13 protein-coding genes are annotated in these 13,285 nt (G+C 62.9%); 7 read left to right on the top strand and 6 right to left on the bottom strand.

Translation table 11 applies throughout. From position 1 onward, the window contains the following. Nucleotides 1-115: 115 nt before the first annotated feature. A complete protein-coding gene (locus A11A3_RS04360; RefSeq protein ID WP_008928055.1) occupies nt 116-3,646 on the top strand; it encodes a hypothetical protein in 3,531 nt (1,176 codons plus the stop codon). A gap of 116 nt (nt 3,647-3,762) precedes the next feature. Here A11A3_RS04360 and A11A3_RS04355 read toward each other — a convergent pair whose 3' ends face one another. Continuing rightward, nucleotides 3,763-4,836 carry a 3-deoxy-7-phosphoheptulonate synthase gene (locus tag A11A3_RS04355; RefSeq protein WP_008928054.1) on the bottom strand — a complete coding sequence of 358 codons (1,074 nt, stop codon included), beginning with the start codon at nt 4,834-4,836 and terminating at the stop codon, nt 3,763-3,765. Nucleotides 4,837-5,020: 184 nt separating this feature from the next. Continuing rightward, complete coding sequence (cobB, locus tag A11A3_RS04350; RefSeq protein WP_008928053.1) at nt 5,021-5,728, bottom strand: Sir2 family NAD+-dependent deacetylase; 708 nt, start codon at nt 5,726-5,728, stop codon at nt 5,021-5,023. A 33-nt stretch (nt 5,729-5,761) separates the two neighbouring features. Here cobB and A11A3_RS04345 point away from each other — a divergent pair, with 33 nt between their 5' ends. Together A11A3_RS04345 and A11A3_RS04340 are read left to right on the top strand one after the other, a co-directional pair. Beyond that, complete coding sequence (locus A11A3_RS04345; protein WP_008928052.1) at nt 5,762-6,136, top strand: hypothetical protein; 375 nt, start codon at nt 5,762-5,764, stop codon at nt 6,134-6,136. A gap of 34 nt (nt 6,137-6,170) precedes the next feature. Beyond that, entirely contained in the window at nt 6,171-7,706 is a 1,536-nt protein-coding gene (locus A11A3_RS04340) for a bifunctional GNAT family N-acetyltransferase/carbon-nitrogen hydrolase family protein (protein WP_008928051.1), read from the top strand. 54 nt (nt 7,707-7,760) lie between these two features. On the opposite strand, the gene A11A3_RS04335 is transcribed toward A11A3_RS04340, so the two are convergent. Together A11A3_RS04335 and A11A3_RS04330 are read right to left on the bottom strand one after the other, a co-directional pair. Next, entirely contained in the window at nt 7,761-7,991 is a 231-nt protein-coding gene (locus A11A3_RS04335) for a hypothetical protein (RefSeq protein WP_157375348.1), read from the bottom strand. A gap of 159 nt (nt 7,992-8,150) precedes the next feature. Beyond that, on the bottom strand, nt 8,151-9,032 hold the full coding sequence (locus tag A11A3_RS04330; RefSeq protein WP_008928049.1) for an oxygenase MpaB family protein: 882 nt from the start codon (nt 9,030-9,032) through the stop codon (nt 8,151-8,153). Between the two features lie 231 nt (nt 9,033-9,263). Here A11A3_RS04330 and A11A3_RS17225 point away from each other — a divergent pair, with 231 nt between their 5' ends. The 4 genes from A11A3_RS17225 to A11A3_RS04310 all read left to right on the top strand — a co-directional run bounded on the left by A11A3_RS17225 (nt 9,264) and on the right by A11A3_RS04310 (nt 12,054). Then, nucleotides 9,264-10,070 (top strand): YbaY family lipoprotein, encoded by an 807-nt coding sequence (locus A11A3_RS17225; RefSeq protein WP_008928048.1) that lies wholly within the window; start codon nt 9,264-9,266, stop codon nt 10,068-10,070. Between the two features lie 95 nt (nt 10,071-10,165). Further along, nucleotides 10,166-10,747: an IMPACT family protein gene (locus tag A11A3_RS04320; protein ID WP_237738826.1), complete on the top strand. Its 582-nt coding sequence runs from the start codon at nt 10,166-10,168 to the stop codon at nt 10,745-10,747. A gap of 90 nt (nt 10,748-10,837) precedes the next feature. Beyond that, nucleotides 10,838-11,236 carry a DUF1330 domain-containing protein gene (locus tag A11A3_RS04315; protein WP_008928046.1) on the top strand — a complete coding sequence of 133 codons (399 nt, stop codon included), beginning with the start codon at nt 10,838-10,840 and terminating at the stop codon, nt 11,234-11,236. 83 nt (nt 11,237-11,319) lie between these two features. Further along, nucleotides 11,320-12,054, top strand: coding sequence for a dienelactone hydrolase family protein (locus A11A3_RS04310; RefSeq protein WP_008928045.1), 735 nt, complete (start codon nt 11,320-11,322; stop codon nt 12,052-12,054). A gap of 12 nt (nt 12,055-12,066) precedes the next feature. Here the strand turns inward: A11A3_RS04310 and A11A3_RS04305 are convergent, their stop codons facing one another. Next, nucleotides 12,067-12,507, bottom strand: coding sequence for a DUF3617 domain-containing protein (locus A11A3_RS04305; RefSeq protein ID WP_008928044.1), 441 nt, complete (start codon nt 12,505-12,507; stop codon nt 12,067-12,069). Nucleotides 12,508-12,592: 85 nt separating this feature from the next. Beyond that, nucleotides 12,593-13,231, bottom strand: coding sequence for an endonuclease III (nth, locus tag A11A3_RS04300; RefSeq protein ID WP_008928043.1), 639 nt, complete (start codon nt 13,229-13,231; stop codon nt 12,593-12,595). Nucleotides 13,232-13,285 lie beyond the last annotated feature (54 nt).

Raw genomic sequence — 13,285 nt, 5'->3', positions numbered from 1 at the left:
CTTACAGTCAGTCAACCACCTTGCTCTACATTAGATTGCACATCCCTTCCATAGTCGCCAGTACATCTCTCTGCCCAGAGAGAGTATGACGACAAGTACAAGGGAGGGATTCACTTTGGCTACCAATATCAAGCTCCTGATCGGCAGCAGCCTGCTGGCTGCGCTGCTCAGCGCCTGTGGCGGCGGAGGCGGCGGTAGCTCGGCTACTCCGGCCGACGACAACGCGGCGACACCCCGTGAGCAAACCCCCGATACCACGGAAGTGGTGGATGAGGATAACGATTTCACCGATACCTTCTGTCCGGATACCGCTGCGGCGGCGGACGAAGATGGCGCGATCGATCCTGAAGACTGTATGGAAGAGGGCGAGGACCAGGCGGAAGAGGACACCGGGTATTCCCTGTCCCTGAACCCGATCGTCCAGAGCTTCTGCCCGACCGCGGCCGAAGCGTTCGACGCTACCTTCCACTTCAACGGTGAAATGCTGCCCCAGGATTTTGCCTATGACACCGACACATCCTTTGATGGCACCCTGACGTTCCCGGCCGCCTGTCTGCAGGAAGCCGCTGGCAACCTTCAGAATCTGGGTGACATGCTGGGTGGCAGCAACCCGATCACCGATGCCATCTGTCCGCAGGAAGCCGCGGACGGCAACATCGATCCGGAAAGCTGCTTCGCGGAAGCCGTGGGTAACGGTAGCCTGCCCGGTGGTGGCGGCGATGGTGGTGATGGGGGTGCCGGCGGCCTGCCCGGTGCTGGCCAGATCACCGATCAGCTGTGTCCGGAAGCCGGGGCCGGTGGTTTTGGCCCGCAAACTCCGATCGACTGCCTGAACGAGGCCAGCCGTGTCTACATCACCGTGATCGACATGCTGACCGCGCCCAACCCGCTCACCGAGGCCCTGTGTCCGATGGATGCGGCTGACGGCCGTATCGACCCGATGACCTGCTTCAGCGAAGCGGTTACCGGCGGTGGCAACCTGCCCGGTGGTGGTGGCGATGGCGCCAATCCGCTGGCGCCGGTACTGGAGCAGTTCTGTCCGGAAACCGCCATGGCCGATATCGGCCCGTCCACGCCGATTGACTGTCTCACCGAAGCCGGTGGCAACTTCTCCGACGTGCAGGATCTGTTGCTGGGTGCCAACCCGCTGACCGAGCAGCTGTGCCCGGAAGCGGCGGCCAACAGCCCGATTGATCCGGCTGCCTGCTTCATGGAAGCCGCCGGTAACGGCCTGCCGGGTGGTGGTGATCTGCCCCTGCCGGGCGCTGACGGTAACCCGCTGGCGCCGGCCCTGGCTCAGTTCTGCCCGGATACCGCAGCCGGTGACCTGGGTCCGACCACGCCGATCGACTGTCTCACCGAAGCCGGTGGTAACTTCGGCGACGTTCAGGATCTGCTGCTGGGTGCCAACCCGCTGACCGAGGCCCTGTGCCCGGAAGCGGCGGCCAACAGCCCGATTGATCCGGCGGCCTGCTTCGAAGAAGCCGCAGGCGGCGGTCTCCCGGGTGGTGGTGACCTGCCGGGTGGCGATGGCAACCCGCTGGCGCCAGTCCTCGAGCAATTCTGCCCGAACGTGGCGGCCGGTGATCTGGGCCCGACAACGCCGATCGACTGCGTGAGCGAGGCCGGTGGCAACTTCTCCGACGTGCAGGACCTGTTGCTGGGTGCCAACCCGCTGACCGAGGCCCTATGTCCGGAAGCGGCGGCCAACAGCCCGATTGACCCCGCTGCCTGCTTCATGGAAGCGGCCGGTGGTGGCCTGCCGGGTGGTGGTGATCTGCCGGGTGCCGATGGCAACCCGCTGGCACCGGCCCTGGCGCAATTCTGCCCGAACACCGCTGAAGCGGATCTGGGCCCGACTACGCCGATCGACTGCCTGACCGAAGCCGGTGGCAACTTCTCCGACGTGCAGGACCTGCTGCTGGGTGCCAACCCGCTGACCGAAGCCCTGTGCCCGGAAGCGGCGGCCAACAGCCCGATTGATCCGGCGGCCTGCTTCCAGGAAGCTGCTGGCGGTCTGCCGGGTGGTCTTCCCGGTGGCGGCACCGGCGGTGACAACCCGCTGGCGCCGGTGCTGGAGCAGTTCTGCCCGAACGTGGCGGCCGGTGATCTGGGCCCGACCACGCCGATCGACTGCCTGAGCGAAGCCGGTGGCAACTTCTCCGACGTGCAGGATCTGCTGCTGGGCGCCAACCCGCTGACCGAGGCCCTGTGCCCGCAAGCGGCGGCCAACAGCCCGATCGACCCTGCTGCCTGCTTCATGGAAGCGGCCGGTGGTGGCCTGCCGGGTGGTGGCGGTCTGCCGGGTGCCGATGGCAACCCGCTGGCGCCGGTACTGTCCCAGTTCTGCCCGAACACCGCTGAAGCGGATCTGGGCCCGACCACGCCGATTGACTGTCTGACCGAGGCTGGTGGCAACTTTGGTGACGTGCAGGATCTGCTGCTCGGTTCCAATCCGCTGACCGACGCCCTGTGTCCGCAGACTTCCGCTCAGGACGGCCCGCTGGATCCGGCCGCCTGTTTCATGGAAGCCGGTGAAAACCTGCCCAGCGGTGGCAACCTGCCGGGTACCGACGGTAACCCGCTGGCGCCGGTTCTGGAGCAATTCTGCCCGACCACGGCGGCCGGCGATCTGGGTCCGACCACGCCGCTGGACTGCCTGACCGAAGCCGGTGGCAACTTCGGTGACGTGCAGGACCTGCTGCTCGGTGCCAACCCGCTGACCGAGGCCCTGTGCCCGGAAGCGGCGGCCAACAGCCCGATTGACCCCGCTGCCTGCTTCATGGAAGCGGCCGGTGGCGGCCTGCCGGGTGGCGGTGGTCTGCCGGGTACCGATGGCAACCCGCTGGCGCCAGTGCTGAGTCAATTCTGCCCGACCACCGCCGATGGGGACCTGGGCCCGACCACACCGCTGGACTGCCTGACCGAGGCCGGTGGCAACTTTGGTGACGTGCAGGACCTGCTGCTCGGCTCCAACCCGCTGACCGACGCCCTGTGTCCACAAGCGGCAGCCAACAGCCCGATTGATCCCGCCGCCTGCTTCATGGAAGCGGCCGGTGGTGGCCTGCCGGGCGGCGGCGGTCTGCCGGGTACCGATGGCAACCCGCTGTCTCCGTTGCTGAGCCCGTTCTGCCCGACCACCGCTGACGGTGATCTGGGTCCGACCACGCCGCTGGACTGCCTGACCGAAGCCGGTAGCAGCTTTGGTGACGTGCAGGACCTGCTGCTGGGTGCCAACCCGCTGACCGAGGCCCTGTGTCCGCAAGCGGCAGCAACCAGCCCGATCGACCCGGCGGCCTGCTTCATGGAAGCGGCCGGTGGTGGTCTGCCCACCGGCGGTGCCAACCCGCTGGAGCCGGTGCTGACCCAGTTCTGCCCGACCACGGCGGGCGGCGATCTGGGCCCGACCACGGCCTTTGACTGCCTCACCGAAGCCGGTGGCAACCTGTCCCAGCTGCAGGACCTGCTGGGCGGCGCCACGGGCGGCACCGGTGGCACGGATCCGATTACCAGCCAGCTGTGTCCGGTGGCCGGTAGTGGTGGTCTGAGCCCGACTCTGCCGGTGGAGTGTCTGATGGAGGCCGGCGGTGAGTTGCCCAACCTGCTCACCGGTCTGCTGGGTGGTTTTGGCAACCTGGGTGGTTGATCCGAACCGCACCTGCCGGCGCTGGGGCGCTGGCAGGTAAGCACAGCAAGACAGCAAACAAAAAAAGCCCCGGCATTGCCGGGGCTTTTTTGTGGGCGCCGTTGGAGGCTTGGGCGTCAGCCGTTACGCTTGGGCAGCACGTCGCGCAGCTTGTCCGCCAGGCCGCGGATGGCCTCTTCGGTGGTGTCCCAGGCAATACAGCCATCGGTGACGGAAACGCCATATTCCAGATCTTCCAGGTTGGCCGGGATCTTCTGGTTGCCGAATTTCAGATGCGATTCCACCATCAGCCCGACAATGGACTGGTTGCCTTCCAGAATCTGGTTGCCAATGTTTTCCATCACCAGCGGTTGCAGGCCCGGGTCCTTGTTGGAGTTGGAGTGGGAGCAATCCACCATGATGTTGGTGGACACGCCGGCTTTCTCCAGAGCCTTTTCGGCCAGTGCCACGGACACCGAGTCGTAGTTGGGCTTGCCGCCACCACCGCGCAGTACCACATGGCCGTACTGGTTGCCCTTGGTGGTGGTCAGTGCCACGCGGCCTTCCGGATCAATGCCCAGGAAACGGTGCGGGTGCTTGACGCTGAGCATGGCGTTCACGGCCACATCCAGGCTGCCGTCGGTGCCATTCTTGAAGCCCACCGGGCTGGACAGGCCGGAAGACATTTCCCGGTGCGTCTGGCTTTCGGTGGTGCGTGCGCCGATGGCGTTCCAGGCAATCAGGTCCTGCAGGTATTGCGGGGTGGTCGGGTCCAGCGCCTCGGTGGCCGCCGGCAGGCCCAGCTCGGCCACGTCCAGCAGCAGTTTGCGGGCGATGTGCAGCCCGTCCTGTACCTTGAAGGAGTCGTTCATGTAGGGGTCGTTGATCAGCCCCTTCCAGCCCACGGTGGTGCGGGGCTTTTCAAAGTAGACGCGCAGCACCAGGTAGATGGTGTCCTTCACTTCCTCGGCCAGGGCCTTGAGCTTTTGGGCATACTCCATGGCCGCCTTGGGGTCATGGATGGAGCAGGGGCCGATCACCACGAACAGGCGGTGGTCCTTGCGGTCGAGAATATTGCGAATCGTCTCACGGCCTTCGATCACGGTCTGACGGGCATTGTCGGAGAGCGGCAGCTCTTCCTTCAGTGCGTTGGGCGTAATCAGCAGTTCCTGCGAGGCGATATTGAGATCGTCTACCTGTTTATCGGTCATGATGGTCTTAACTACCTGTCGTTGCTGGAGGCCAGGGGCGTTCCCACCCCTGTTTCAGCCCGGGCTGACACTCCTTTTGTAGAGGCTCAGCAGTCTAGCCGAATCCGCCGGCTATAGAAATATCAGCCCCCCTGTTCCACTCATAGGTTGGGGCAATGGGGGCCGATTCAATGCGGCGCGGCTGTCAGCGTTGCGCGATCAGCGCCTCCACATAGGCCGGCACCAGTTCCGAGGCCAGCCCGTGGCGATGTTCGGCGAACGATGTCAGTCGCTGGGACGGCTCCAGATTCAGCTCGACGGTGTGGGCGCCATGGCGGTTGGCTTCTTCCACGAAGCCGGCGGCCGGGTAGACGTTGCCGCTGGTACCGATGCTGATGAACAGGTCGCAGCGGGCCAGGGTCTGGTAGATGCGCTCCATCTCCAGCGGCATCTCGCCGAACCACACCACATGGGGGCGCAGGCAGCCGCTGGCACCGCACAGGGGACAGGGCAGCTCCACGCTCAGATCCGTGTCGACCGGCACCAGGCCGCCGCTGCGCTGGCAACGGCCCTTGAGCAGTTCGCCGTGCATGTGGATCAGGTTGCGGCTGCCGGCCCGTTCGTGCAGGTTGTCGATGTTCTGGGTGACCAGCAGCACCTCGCCACGGCCATATTGCTGTTCCAGCCGGGCCAGGGCCCGGTGGGCGGCATTGGGCTGGACGCCGGTCAGCAGCTGCCGGCGCCGCCGGTTATAGAAGTCCTGCACCAGCACCGGGTCACGCTGGAAGGCCTCCGGCGTGGCCACATCCTCCACCCGGTGGTTTTCCCACAGGCCGTCAGCGGCGCGGAAAGTCTTGATACCGGATTCCGCAGAGATTCCGGCGCCGGTAAGTATTACAATGTTTTCAGCCATTTACCTGCTCGATCCATTAAGGTTGAACGTTCTATGGATACCATTATCGACCGCCAGGAAAACCTGGCGCTGCCCGGGCGCGGCAACGTGACCCTGCTGCATTTTCACCAGGGCATGGTGCTGCTGGTGGGGGCCGATGCGGTGGGCCTCTACCGGGACCGGGTGGCCATTGATGACCCGCTTGCCAATGGTGTCATCGGCTATGAAACCATTCCAGCCTCACTGCAACCGCACTGGCAGGACGAGGGCGGTTATGTGCGCGAACACAGCGCCGGCTATGTGGGGCTCAATGATGGCGGCGTCATCTTTATCCGCCCGGATGGCGTGGCCCTCTATCCCCATGGCATGGATGCATTGCAAAATCGTAACCTGTGCTGGGTTATCCCTTTCCCGCCGCTCAATGCCTGAGGCCTGACGGCCCGCTCTGAATCAAGGAGTCAGTATGGCTGAAGAAACAACCCGCCTGCGCCTGCGTACCCTCACCGAGGAAGACTACCCGGCGCTGGCCCGTCTGATGGATCAGGTGTATCACGACATCGGTGGTGCCTGGCCGGAAGATACCATCAAGACCCTGATCCGCATTTTTCCGGAAGGGCAGCTGGTGATCGAGGACAATGGCGAGCTGGTGGCCACGGCACTGACCATCAAGGTGGACTATGACCGTTTCTCCAACCCGCATCGCTATGAAGACCTGATCACCGATGACAAGGTGCGCTCGCATAATCGCAAGGGCGACGCGCTGTACGGGCTCGATGTATTCGTCGACAAGGAATACCGCGGTTACCGGCTTGGCCGGCGTCTCTATGAAGCGCGCAAGGAACTCTGCCGCGATGAAAACCTGCGTGCCATTCTGGCCGGTGGCCGGCTGCCGGGTTATGCCACCTACGCGGATCAGATGAAGGTCACCGAGTACATTGCCCAGGTGGAAGCGCGGGCCATTTACGATCCGATCCTGACGTTCCAGCTGTCCAACGGCTTCGACGTCAAGCGGCTGATGAAGCAGTACCTGCCCGAGGATGAAGATTCACGCGGCTACGCCACCCTGCTGGAATGGGACAACATCCTCTACGAACCGGAAGAGGACACCACCTGGCCCCGTCGTTCGGTGGTGCGTCTGGGGGTGGTGCAGCGGCGCATGCGAGCCGCCCGTGACGTGCAGGACCTGCTCAACCAGGTGGAATTCTTTATTGATGCCCTGTCCGACTACCGGGCGGACTTTGCGGTCTTGCCGGAGTTCTTCAGCGCGCCCCTGATGGGCCTGCGCCCGGAGCTCAATTCGGTGGAGGCGGTGCGTTTTCTGGCCAGCTTCACCGATGAGGTACGTGATGCCCTGGCCGACATGGCGGTGAGCTACAACATCAACATCGTTGGTGGCTCCATGCCGGTGATTGAAAACGACAAGGTGTTCAACGTGGCCTATCTGATGCGCCGCGATGGTTCGGTGGAGTCCCAGTACAAGATCCACATCACCCCCCACGAACGCCGTGACTGGGTCATCCAGGGCGGTGACAAGGTGCAGGTGTTTGAAACCGATGCCGGCCGGGTGGGCATTCTGATCTGCTACGACGTGGAATTTCCGGAGCTGGGCCGCATTCTGGCCGAGGACAAGATGGATATTCTGTTCGTGCCGTTCTGGACCGACACCAAGAACGGTTATCTGCGCGTGCGTCACTGTGCCCAGGCCCGGGCCATCGAGAACGAATGCTACGTGGCCATTTCCGGCTCCGTGGGTAACCTGCCACGGGTGGACGCGGTGGATATCCAGTACGCCCAGTCGTCGGTGTTTTCACCCAGTGATTTCTATTTCCCCCACGATGCCATCATCAGCGAGTCGGTGCCCAACACCGAGATGCTGATGTTCGCCGATGTGGATCTGGAAAAACTGAAACTGCTGCACCGGGAAGGCTCGGTCACCAACCTGCGTGACCGTCGCAAGGACCTCTACGAGCTGAAATGGACCGCTGACCGTCAGGACTGAGCGGTGTGCCGCCAGGGGCGTCGATAGCGCGCACCTGGCGGTTTGATGGCGCCGCTATTGTGTCGCCTCACGCAGGGCATCCTGCTGCGCTTTGGCCTGGTCGTCGTACAGTTTGTTGATGTCCTTGTCGAATTGCTCGATCTGATCCGGGCGTTGCGGTGCCTGGATAGGGCCCTGGCTGGCCGCCGCCGCATCCGGCGAATTCGCCACCGGGCTTTTCTGTAGTTGGGTCATGGTCAGCCAGCCCACCGCCAGCAGCGCGATCAGCACAACAATCATTCTCATGGTGTTTCCCGTTTTTCTTGTCAGAGTCTTCGGTATAGAGACTGACGCGGTCGCGGTCAACGCTGGCATGACAGGATGACCATGGGGCGGCCTGTCCGGCGGGGCAGGGACGATCAGGGAAAACCCGGCCGAAACCGGGCAGGGCATACAGGAAACGGATCAGACCAGCGGCTTGCCGGTGGCCAGGCGGCGACGAAACCCCCACATGATCAGGTTATAGGGCATCTGCCGGATGGGCCGGGGCAGCAGGCGGCTGAACCCGCCGATGAGGCGCAGATGGCGCTGAAAACGCTGCTGGTGTTTGTCTGACCAGTGGAATTTCATTTTTTCACGCACTTGCGGTGGCAGGAAACCGGCGGTCATCAGCAGGTTGAAGTTCCCGAACAAACGCTGGCTGATCGGGCTGAGAAATTTCAGCCTGGCAATGTCTTCCAGCATCTGCCGCACCGGCTCGTCAATCTGCAGCTTTTGCAAACCGGCCTGCCAGTATTGTTCGAAGGCGTCCAGATCGCGCGGCCACATGTCCGGGCGCACCTGTAAGGTTGTGCCCAGCGGTCTGGCCTGGTCATAGAAACGTTGTTTCTGCTCCCGGGTCCAGCGGCCGCGCAGCTTTTCATTGGTATCGGTGAAACCCCAGTAAAGGCAGGCTGCCACCCACAACTGCAACTCGGGATCGAAGGCGTTGTATTCCACCGGTGAATGCTCGGTGGAATGTACATGGGCATGGGACCGGTTTACCGCCTTGCGGTAGGCCAGTTTTTCCTCGGTGGTGCCGAGCATGGCCACCGCCAGGTAGGTAAAGGTGGTGCGCGAGCGTTTGATCGGGTGACGGAAAATATTGCCGCTTTCCACGCGGCTTTCCTTCACGCCATAACCGACCCCCGGCAACGCCAGTTGCATGATGATATTGGCAGCACCGGACAACAGCATGACGCCGTCAAAAATACCGGGGTATTGCTGGTCCAGTTGTTTGGCGGTCATGGGCTCGGGCCATTCGCGTTGAATGCGGCTTTCGTCCAGGCCACGGGCTGAAGCAGTCATCTTGTTATATCCTCCTTATCGAGGCGTGTTCACCGGGCGCGCCGGAGTCACAGGCCCTTGTACCTTGGTCCCCATGCTAGCGACAGCTCCGGGCCGAAACAATGACACAAATTTTATTAAATGTATCAGTGTGCGGTGTCATTATTTGCGTAATCGCTGGCCAGTGATGACAACAGGGAACCGCGGCCAATCCGCTCAGTCTCAGCCATCACCGATAACAGGGAGGTCACCATGAAAGTCATTGCCAACCTACAGATACTGCTGCTCTCACTGCTGATAGCCGCCTGCGGCCAACCGGATTCGCCGGCGCCGGAGGCCGGCCAGGGTGACAGCATGCAAACCGATAAAAGTGGCCAGCTGGTATTGAGCGGCAAGGTGGTCTACCGCGAGCGCATGGCCATGCCCGAGGACGCCACCGTTCACGTCAGCCTGGCGGATGTCTCCCGGGCGGATGCCCCGGCCCGCGTGATTGCCGAGCAGGTCATCGAACAGCCCGGTCAGGTGCCGGTGCCCTTTACCCTGCGCTATCTGCCGGAAGCCGTGAAAGGCGCCCATGCCATGGACTATGCGGTGCGCGCGGAAATTCGCGATGGCGATGACCAGCTGCTGTGGACCACCACCGAGCGGCACACCGTCAAGGTAGGGGAGAGCGCCGATGGCAAGCCGGTAACGATCATGGTGCACCGTGTGGGTGGCGTGGAGGCCGCGCCGGAACTGTCCCAGGCCGCCCACAAGGCCGCCGCTGCCGGTGCCAGTTTCTGGGCCGTCGGCAATGAGCCGGGCTGGAACCTGGCGGTTTACCCCGATCACCTGGAACTGGTTACTGACTACGGCAATAACCGCCTCTCGGTGGACAACCCCGGCGCCGTCGTGGAGCAGGGCAAGACCCTGTACCATGCGCGCAGCGATGACGCCGAGCTGCGCGTGGAAATCGACAAGACGCCCTGCAAGGATGACATGAGCGGCCGTGCCTACCCCTACCAGGTGCGCGTGGCTCAGGGCGATGAACTGTTTTCCGGCTGCGGCCGGGATCTGTAAGCGCCTGTTCAGGACCGAAACACAGCCGAGCCGGCGCTGGTTTTTCGTCAGCCCTCACGCTGGCTCAATGGGAGAACATTATCAGCGGCTATACCGTGCCCGAGGCGCCTCTTGAGCGGGAAGTGGTGATCAACAAAAGCCGCTTTATTGCCTGGCTGCGCCCGGTAAACAGCCGCGAGCAGGCGCTGGCGGAAGTGACGCTGGCGCGCCAGCAATATCCGGATGCCAGCCACCACTGCTACGCCTATCTGCTGGGCGAACCGGCCAGTGCCCAGGCGGCCATGAATGATGATGGCGAGCCCTCCGGCACCGCCGGCAAACCCATCTTCAACGTCATTCAGCACAAGGCCATCAGTGATGTGCTGGTGATCGTGACCCGCTACTTCGGTGGCGTGAAGCTCGGTGCCGGCGGCCTGGTGCGGGCCTACGCCGCCGCCGCCGAGGCGGTGCTGGCCGACGTGCAACGGGTGGAGCATGTGCCGTTGCAGACCGTGATGCTGGAAATGGATTTCCCCCAGGAGCAACGACTGCGGCACTGGGCGGATCAACATGACGCCTGTCTCGGCGAGGTCATCTATGGCCAGCTGGTCAGCCTGACCCTGACGTTGCCCGAACAGCATCTGCACGCCCTGGAAACCCTGTGCGCCGCCGAGCGCATCGCGCTGCAGCGGCCCTGAGCGGGTGACACAAACCACTGTCTCCTTGTCGCCATTGACCATTGGCGCCGCGCGGCGGCGCGGGCAAGCTCAAGGAAAAAGGAGAGAGTCATGGCTGTGATAGATCCCGATCCCAAACGTCTGCCCGAGATAATGGCGGCGATCCCTGAAGATACCCCCATCGTGATGCTTAACCTGCTGCGTTTTCGTGAGGTGGCCGAATACCGTGACGGGCCGGCGGATTACTCCGGCAGGGAAGCCTACCGGCGTTATTCCGAGGTGGCCCTGGGCAAGGTCAAGGGCGTCGGTGGGGAGCCGGTGTGGATGGGCAAGACCCTGGCCGGCGTGATTGCCCCCGCGGACGAACACTGGGACGAGGTGCTGCTGGTGCGTTATCCCTCCCGACAGGCATTCCAGTCCATGCTGGCGGACCCGGAATACCGCGAGGCCACCCGCCACCGTAGCGCGGCACTCAGCGAGGCGCGCCTGATTGCCATGCAGGAACGCTGATCGGGCCAATTGATCATGGGGAGTTTTTCTCTGCCAACGGGGCGTTTATGGTGAAGCGATTGCGAAAATCGGGAGCGACACCAATGAAAAACGAGCCGGTAGAGATTTCCCTGCCCGGTGGACACACCATGCGGGCCCGCTGGATACGGCCCGCGACCCCCAACCCCCATGGCGCGGGCATCATCGCCATTCACGACATCTTCGGTTTTACCGACGATATCGAGCGCATTGGCAAGCGGCTGGCCGATAACGGCTACCCGGTACTGGTGCCGGACCTTTATGACCTGCCGGGCAGCAAGCCGTTGTGCGTGGTCAAAACCCTGCGCGCCCATGAAACCGGCAAGGGCTTTGCCTTTGAGCAACTGGAAGCCTGCCGTGAATGGTTGCTGGCCCAGCAAGAGGAAAAAGTCAGCCAGGTGGGCGTCATGGGCTTTTGCATGGGTGGTCGCTTTGCGCTCCTCTATGCCAGCCGTGCCCCGGTGCAGGTGGTGGCGCCGTTCTATGGCGGGGTGCCGGGCAAGGCATCGGACCTGTCGGGCATCTGCCCGGTGGTCGGTGGCTGGGGACGCAAGGACATGGTGTTCGGCAACCATGGTGACCGGCTGGCCGGCCATCTGCAGGAGCTGGGCGTGGAGTTCGATGTGAAGACCTACCCGGATGCCGGCCACTCCTACATGAACAATCACCAGACCTTCGTGTTCAAGCGTCTGGCGGATTACTCGCCACTGCGATCCAAATACCACGAGCCCAGTGCCGAGGACAGCTGGCACCGGGTATTCAACTTCTTCGAGCGGGTATTTGCCCGTCAGGCAGCCTGACGGGCCGCCGTTTTATTGCCCGGCCTGATCGCAGCTGGCCTTCAGCCAGCTGCCTTTCACCGTCGACTTCATGCTGTGGCCGTTGGCCTCCACATCCGTTTGCGTGGTGTAGTGCGTGGCATCGACGAAGGTCATGGAGCCGTGCATGTGTGAATCGAACTTGCCGGTCTTGCAGGTGGCGCTCCAGGTGAGGGTATTGCCACTCTGGTCCAGTTTGTCCGGCTGACACTGGCTCTCTCCCCAGCTTTTCTTCATGGCCATTTTCGGGTCGCTGGCCTGTTCCTGCGTAATACAGTGAGTACTTTGCCGGGTGCGCATCTGCTTGGGCAGGTTGGGGGCATCCATGGTGATTTCCTGCTTCCACAGGCCGGGTTTCAGTTCCAGAGCCTGGGCGGCGGGCATGGCGATGCACAGCAGGGTGGCAGCGCTGGCCAGGGTGATGAAGCGTTTCATGACAGGTCCGTCCTTGTTGTCAGGGTGTCATTACCCTAGCAACACGGCCTGCTGGTGCGCCAGCGCCTTGCCTCGGGAGTGAGACTCAGGTGGGTCTTTTACTGGGCGGGTATTCGCACAGGTCGGCGATCAGACATTCCCCGCAGCGCGGTTTGCGCGCCATGCAGGTATAGCGGCCATGCAGAATCAGCCAGTGGTGGGCATCGCGCAGAAATTCCTCAGGCACCAGTTTCAGCAGCCGTTTTTCCACTTCCAGCACATTCTTGCCCGGGGCAATGCGGGTACGGTTGGAGACCCGGAAGATATGGGTATCCACGGCCATGGTCGGGTGGCCAAAGGCGGTGTTGAGTACCACATTGGCGGTCTTGCGCCCGACACCGGGCAGCGCTTCCAGATCTTCGCGGCTGGGCGGTACCTGGCTGTCATGCAGCTCGATCAGCATGCGGCAAAGCTGGATGATGTTTTCCGCCTTGGAATTGAACAGGCCGATGGTCTTGATGTATTGCTTGAGGCCATCCACGCCCAGGGCATAAATGGCCTCCGGCGTGTTGGCCACCGGAAACAGCCTGGCGGTGGCCTTGTTGACGCCCACATCGGTGGCCTGGGCGGACAGCACCACCGCCACCAGCAATTCGAACGGGTTGCTGTATTCCAGCTCCGTGGTCGGGTGCGGGTTCTGGTCGCGCAGGCGGGTAAAGATTTCGGTACGTTTTTCGCGATTCATGATTCACCATCCAGGCTGCGCCGGCAGTATATCTGATCATCGCTCGCCTGTGAG

The organism is Alcanivorax hongdengensis A-11-3, assembly GCF_000300995.1.
GTDB lineage: Bacteria > Pseudomonadota > Gammaproteobacteria > Pseudomonadales > Alcanivoracaceae > Alcanivorax > Alcanivorax hongdengensis.
Note: the sequence above shows the minus strand (reverse complement) of the source record. Positions and strands in the feature narration are given on the sequence as shown.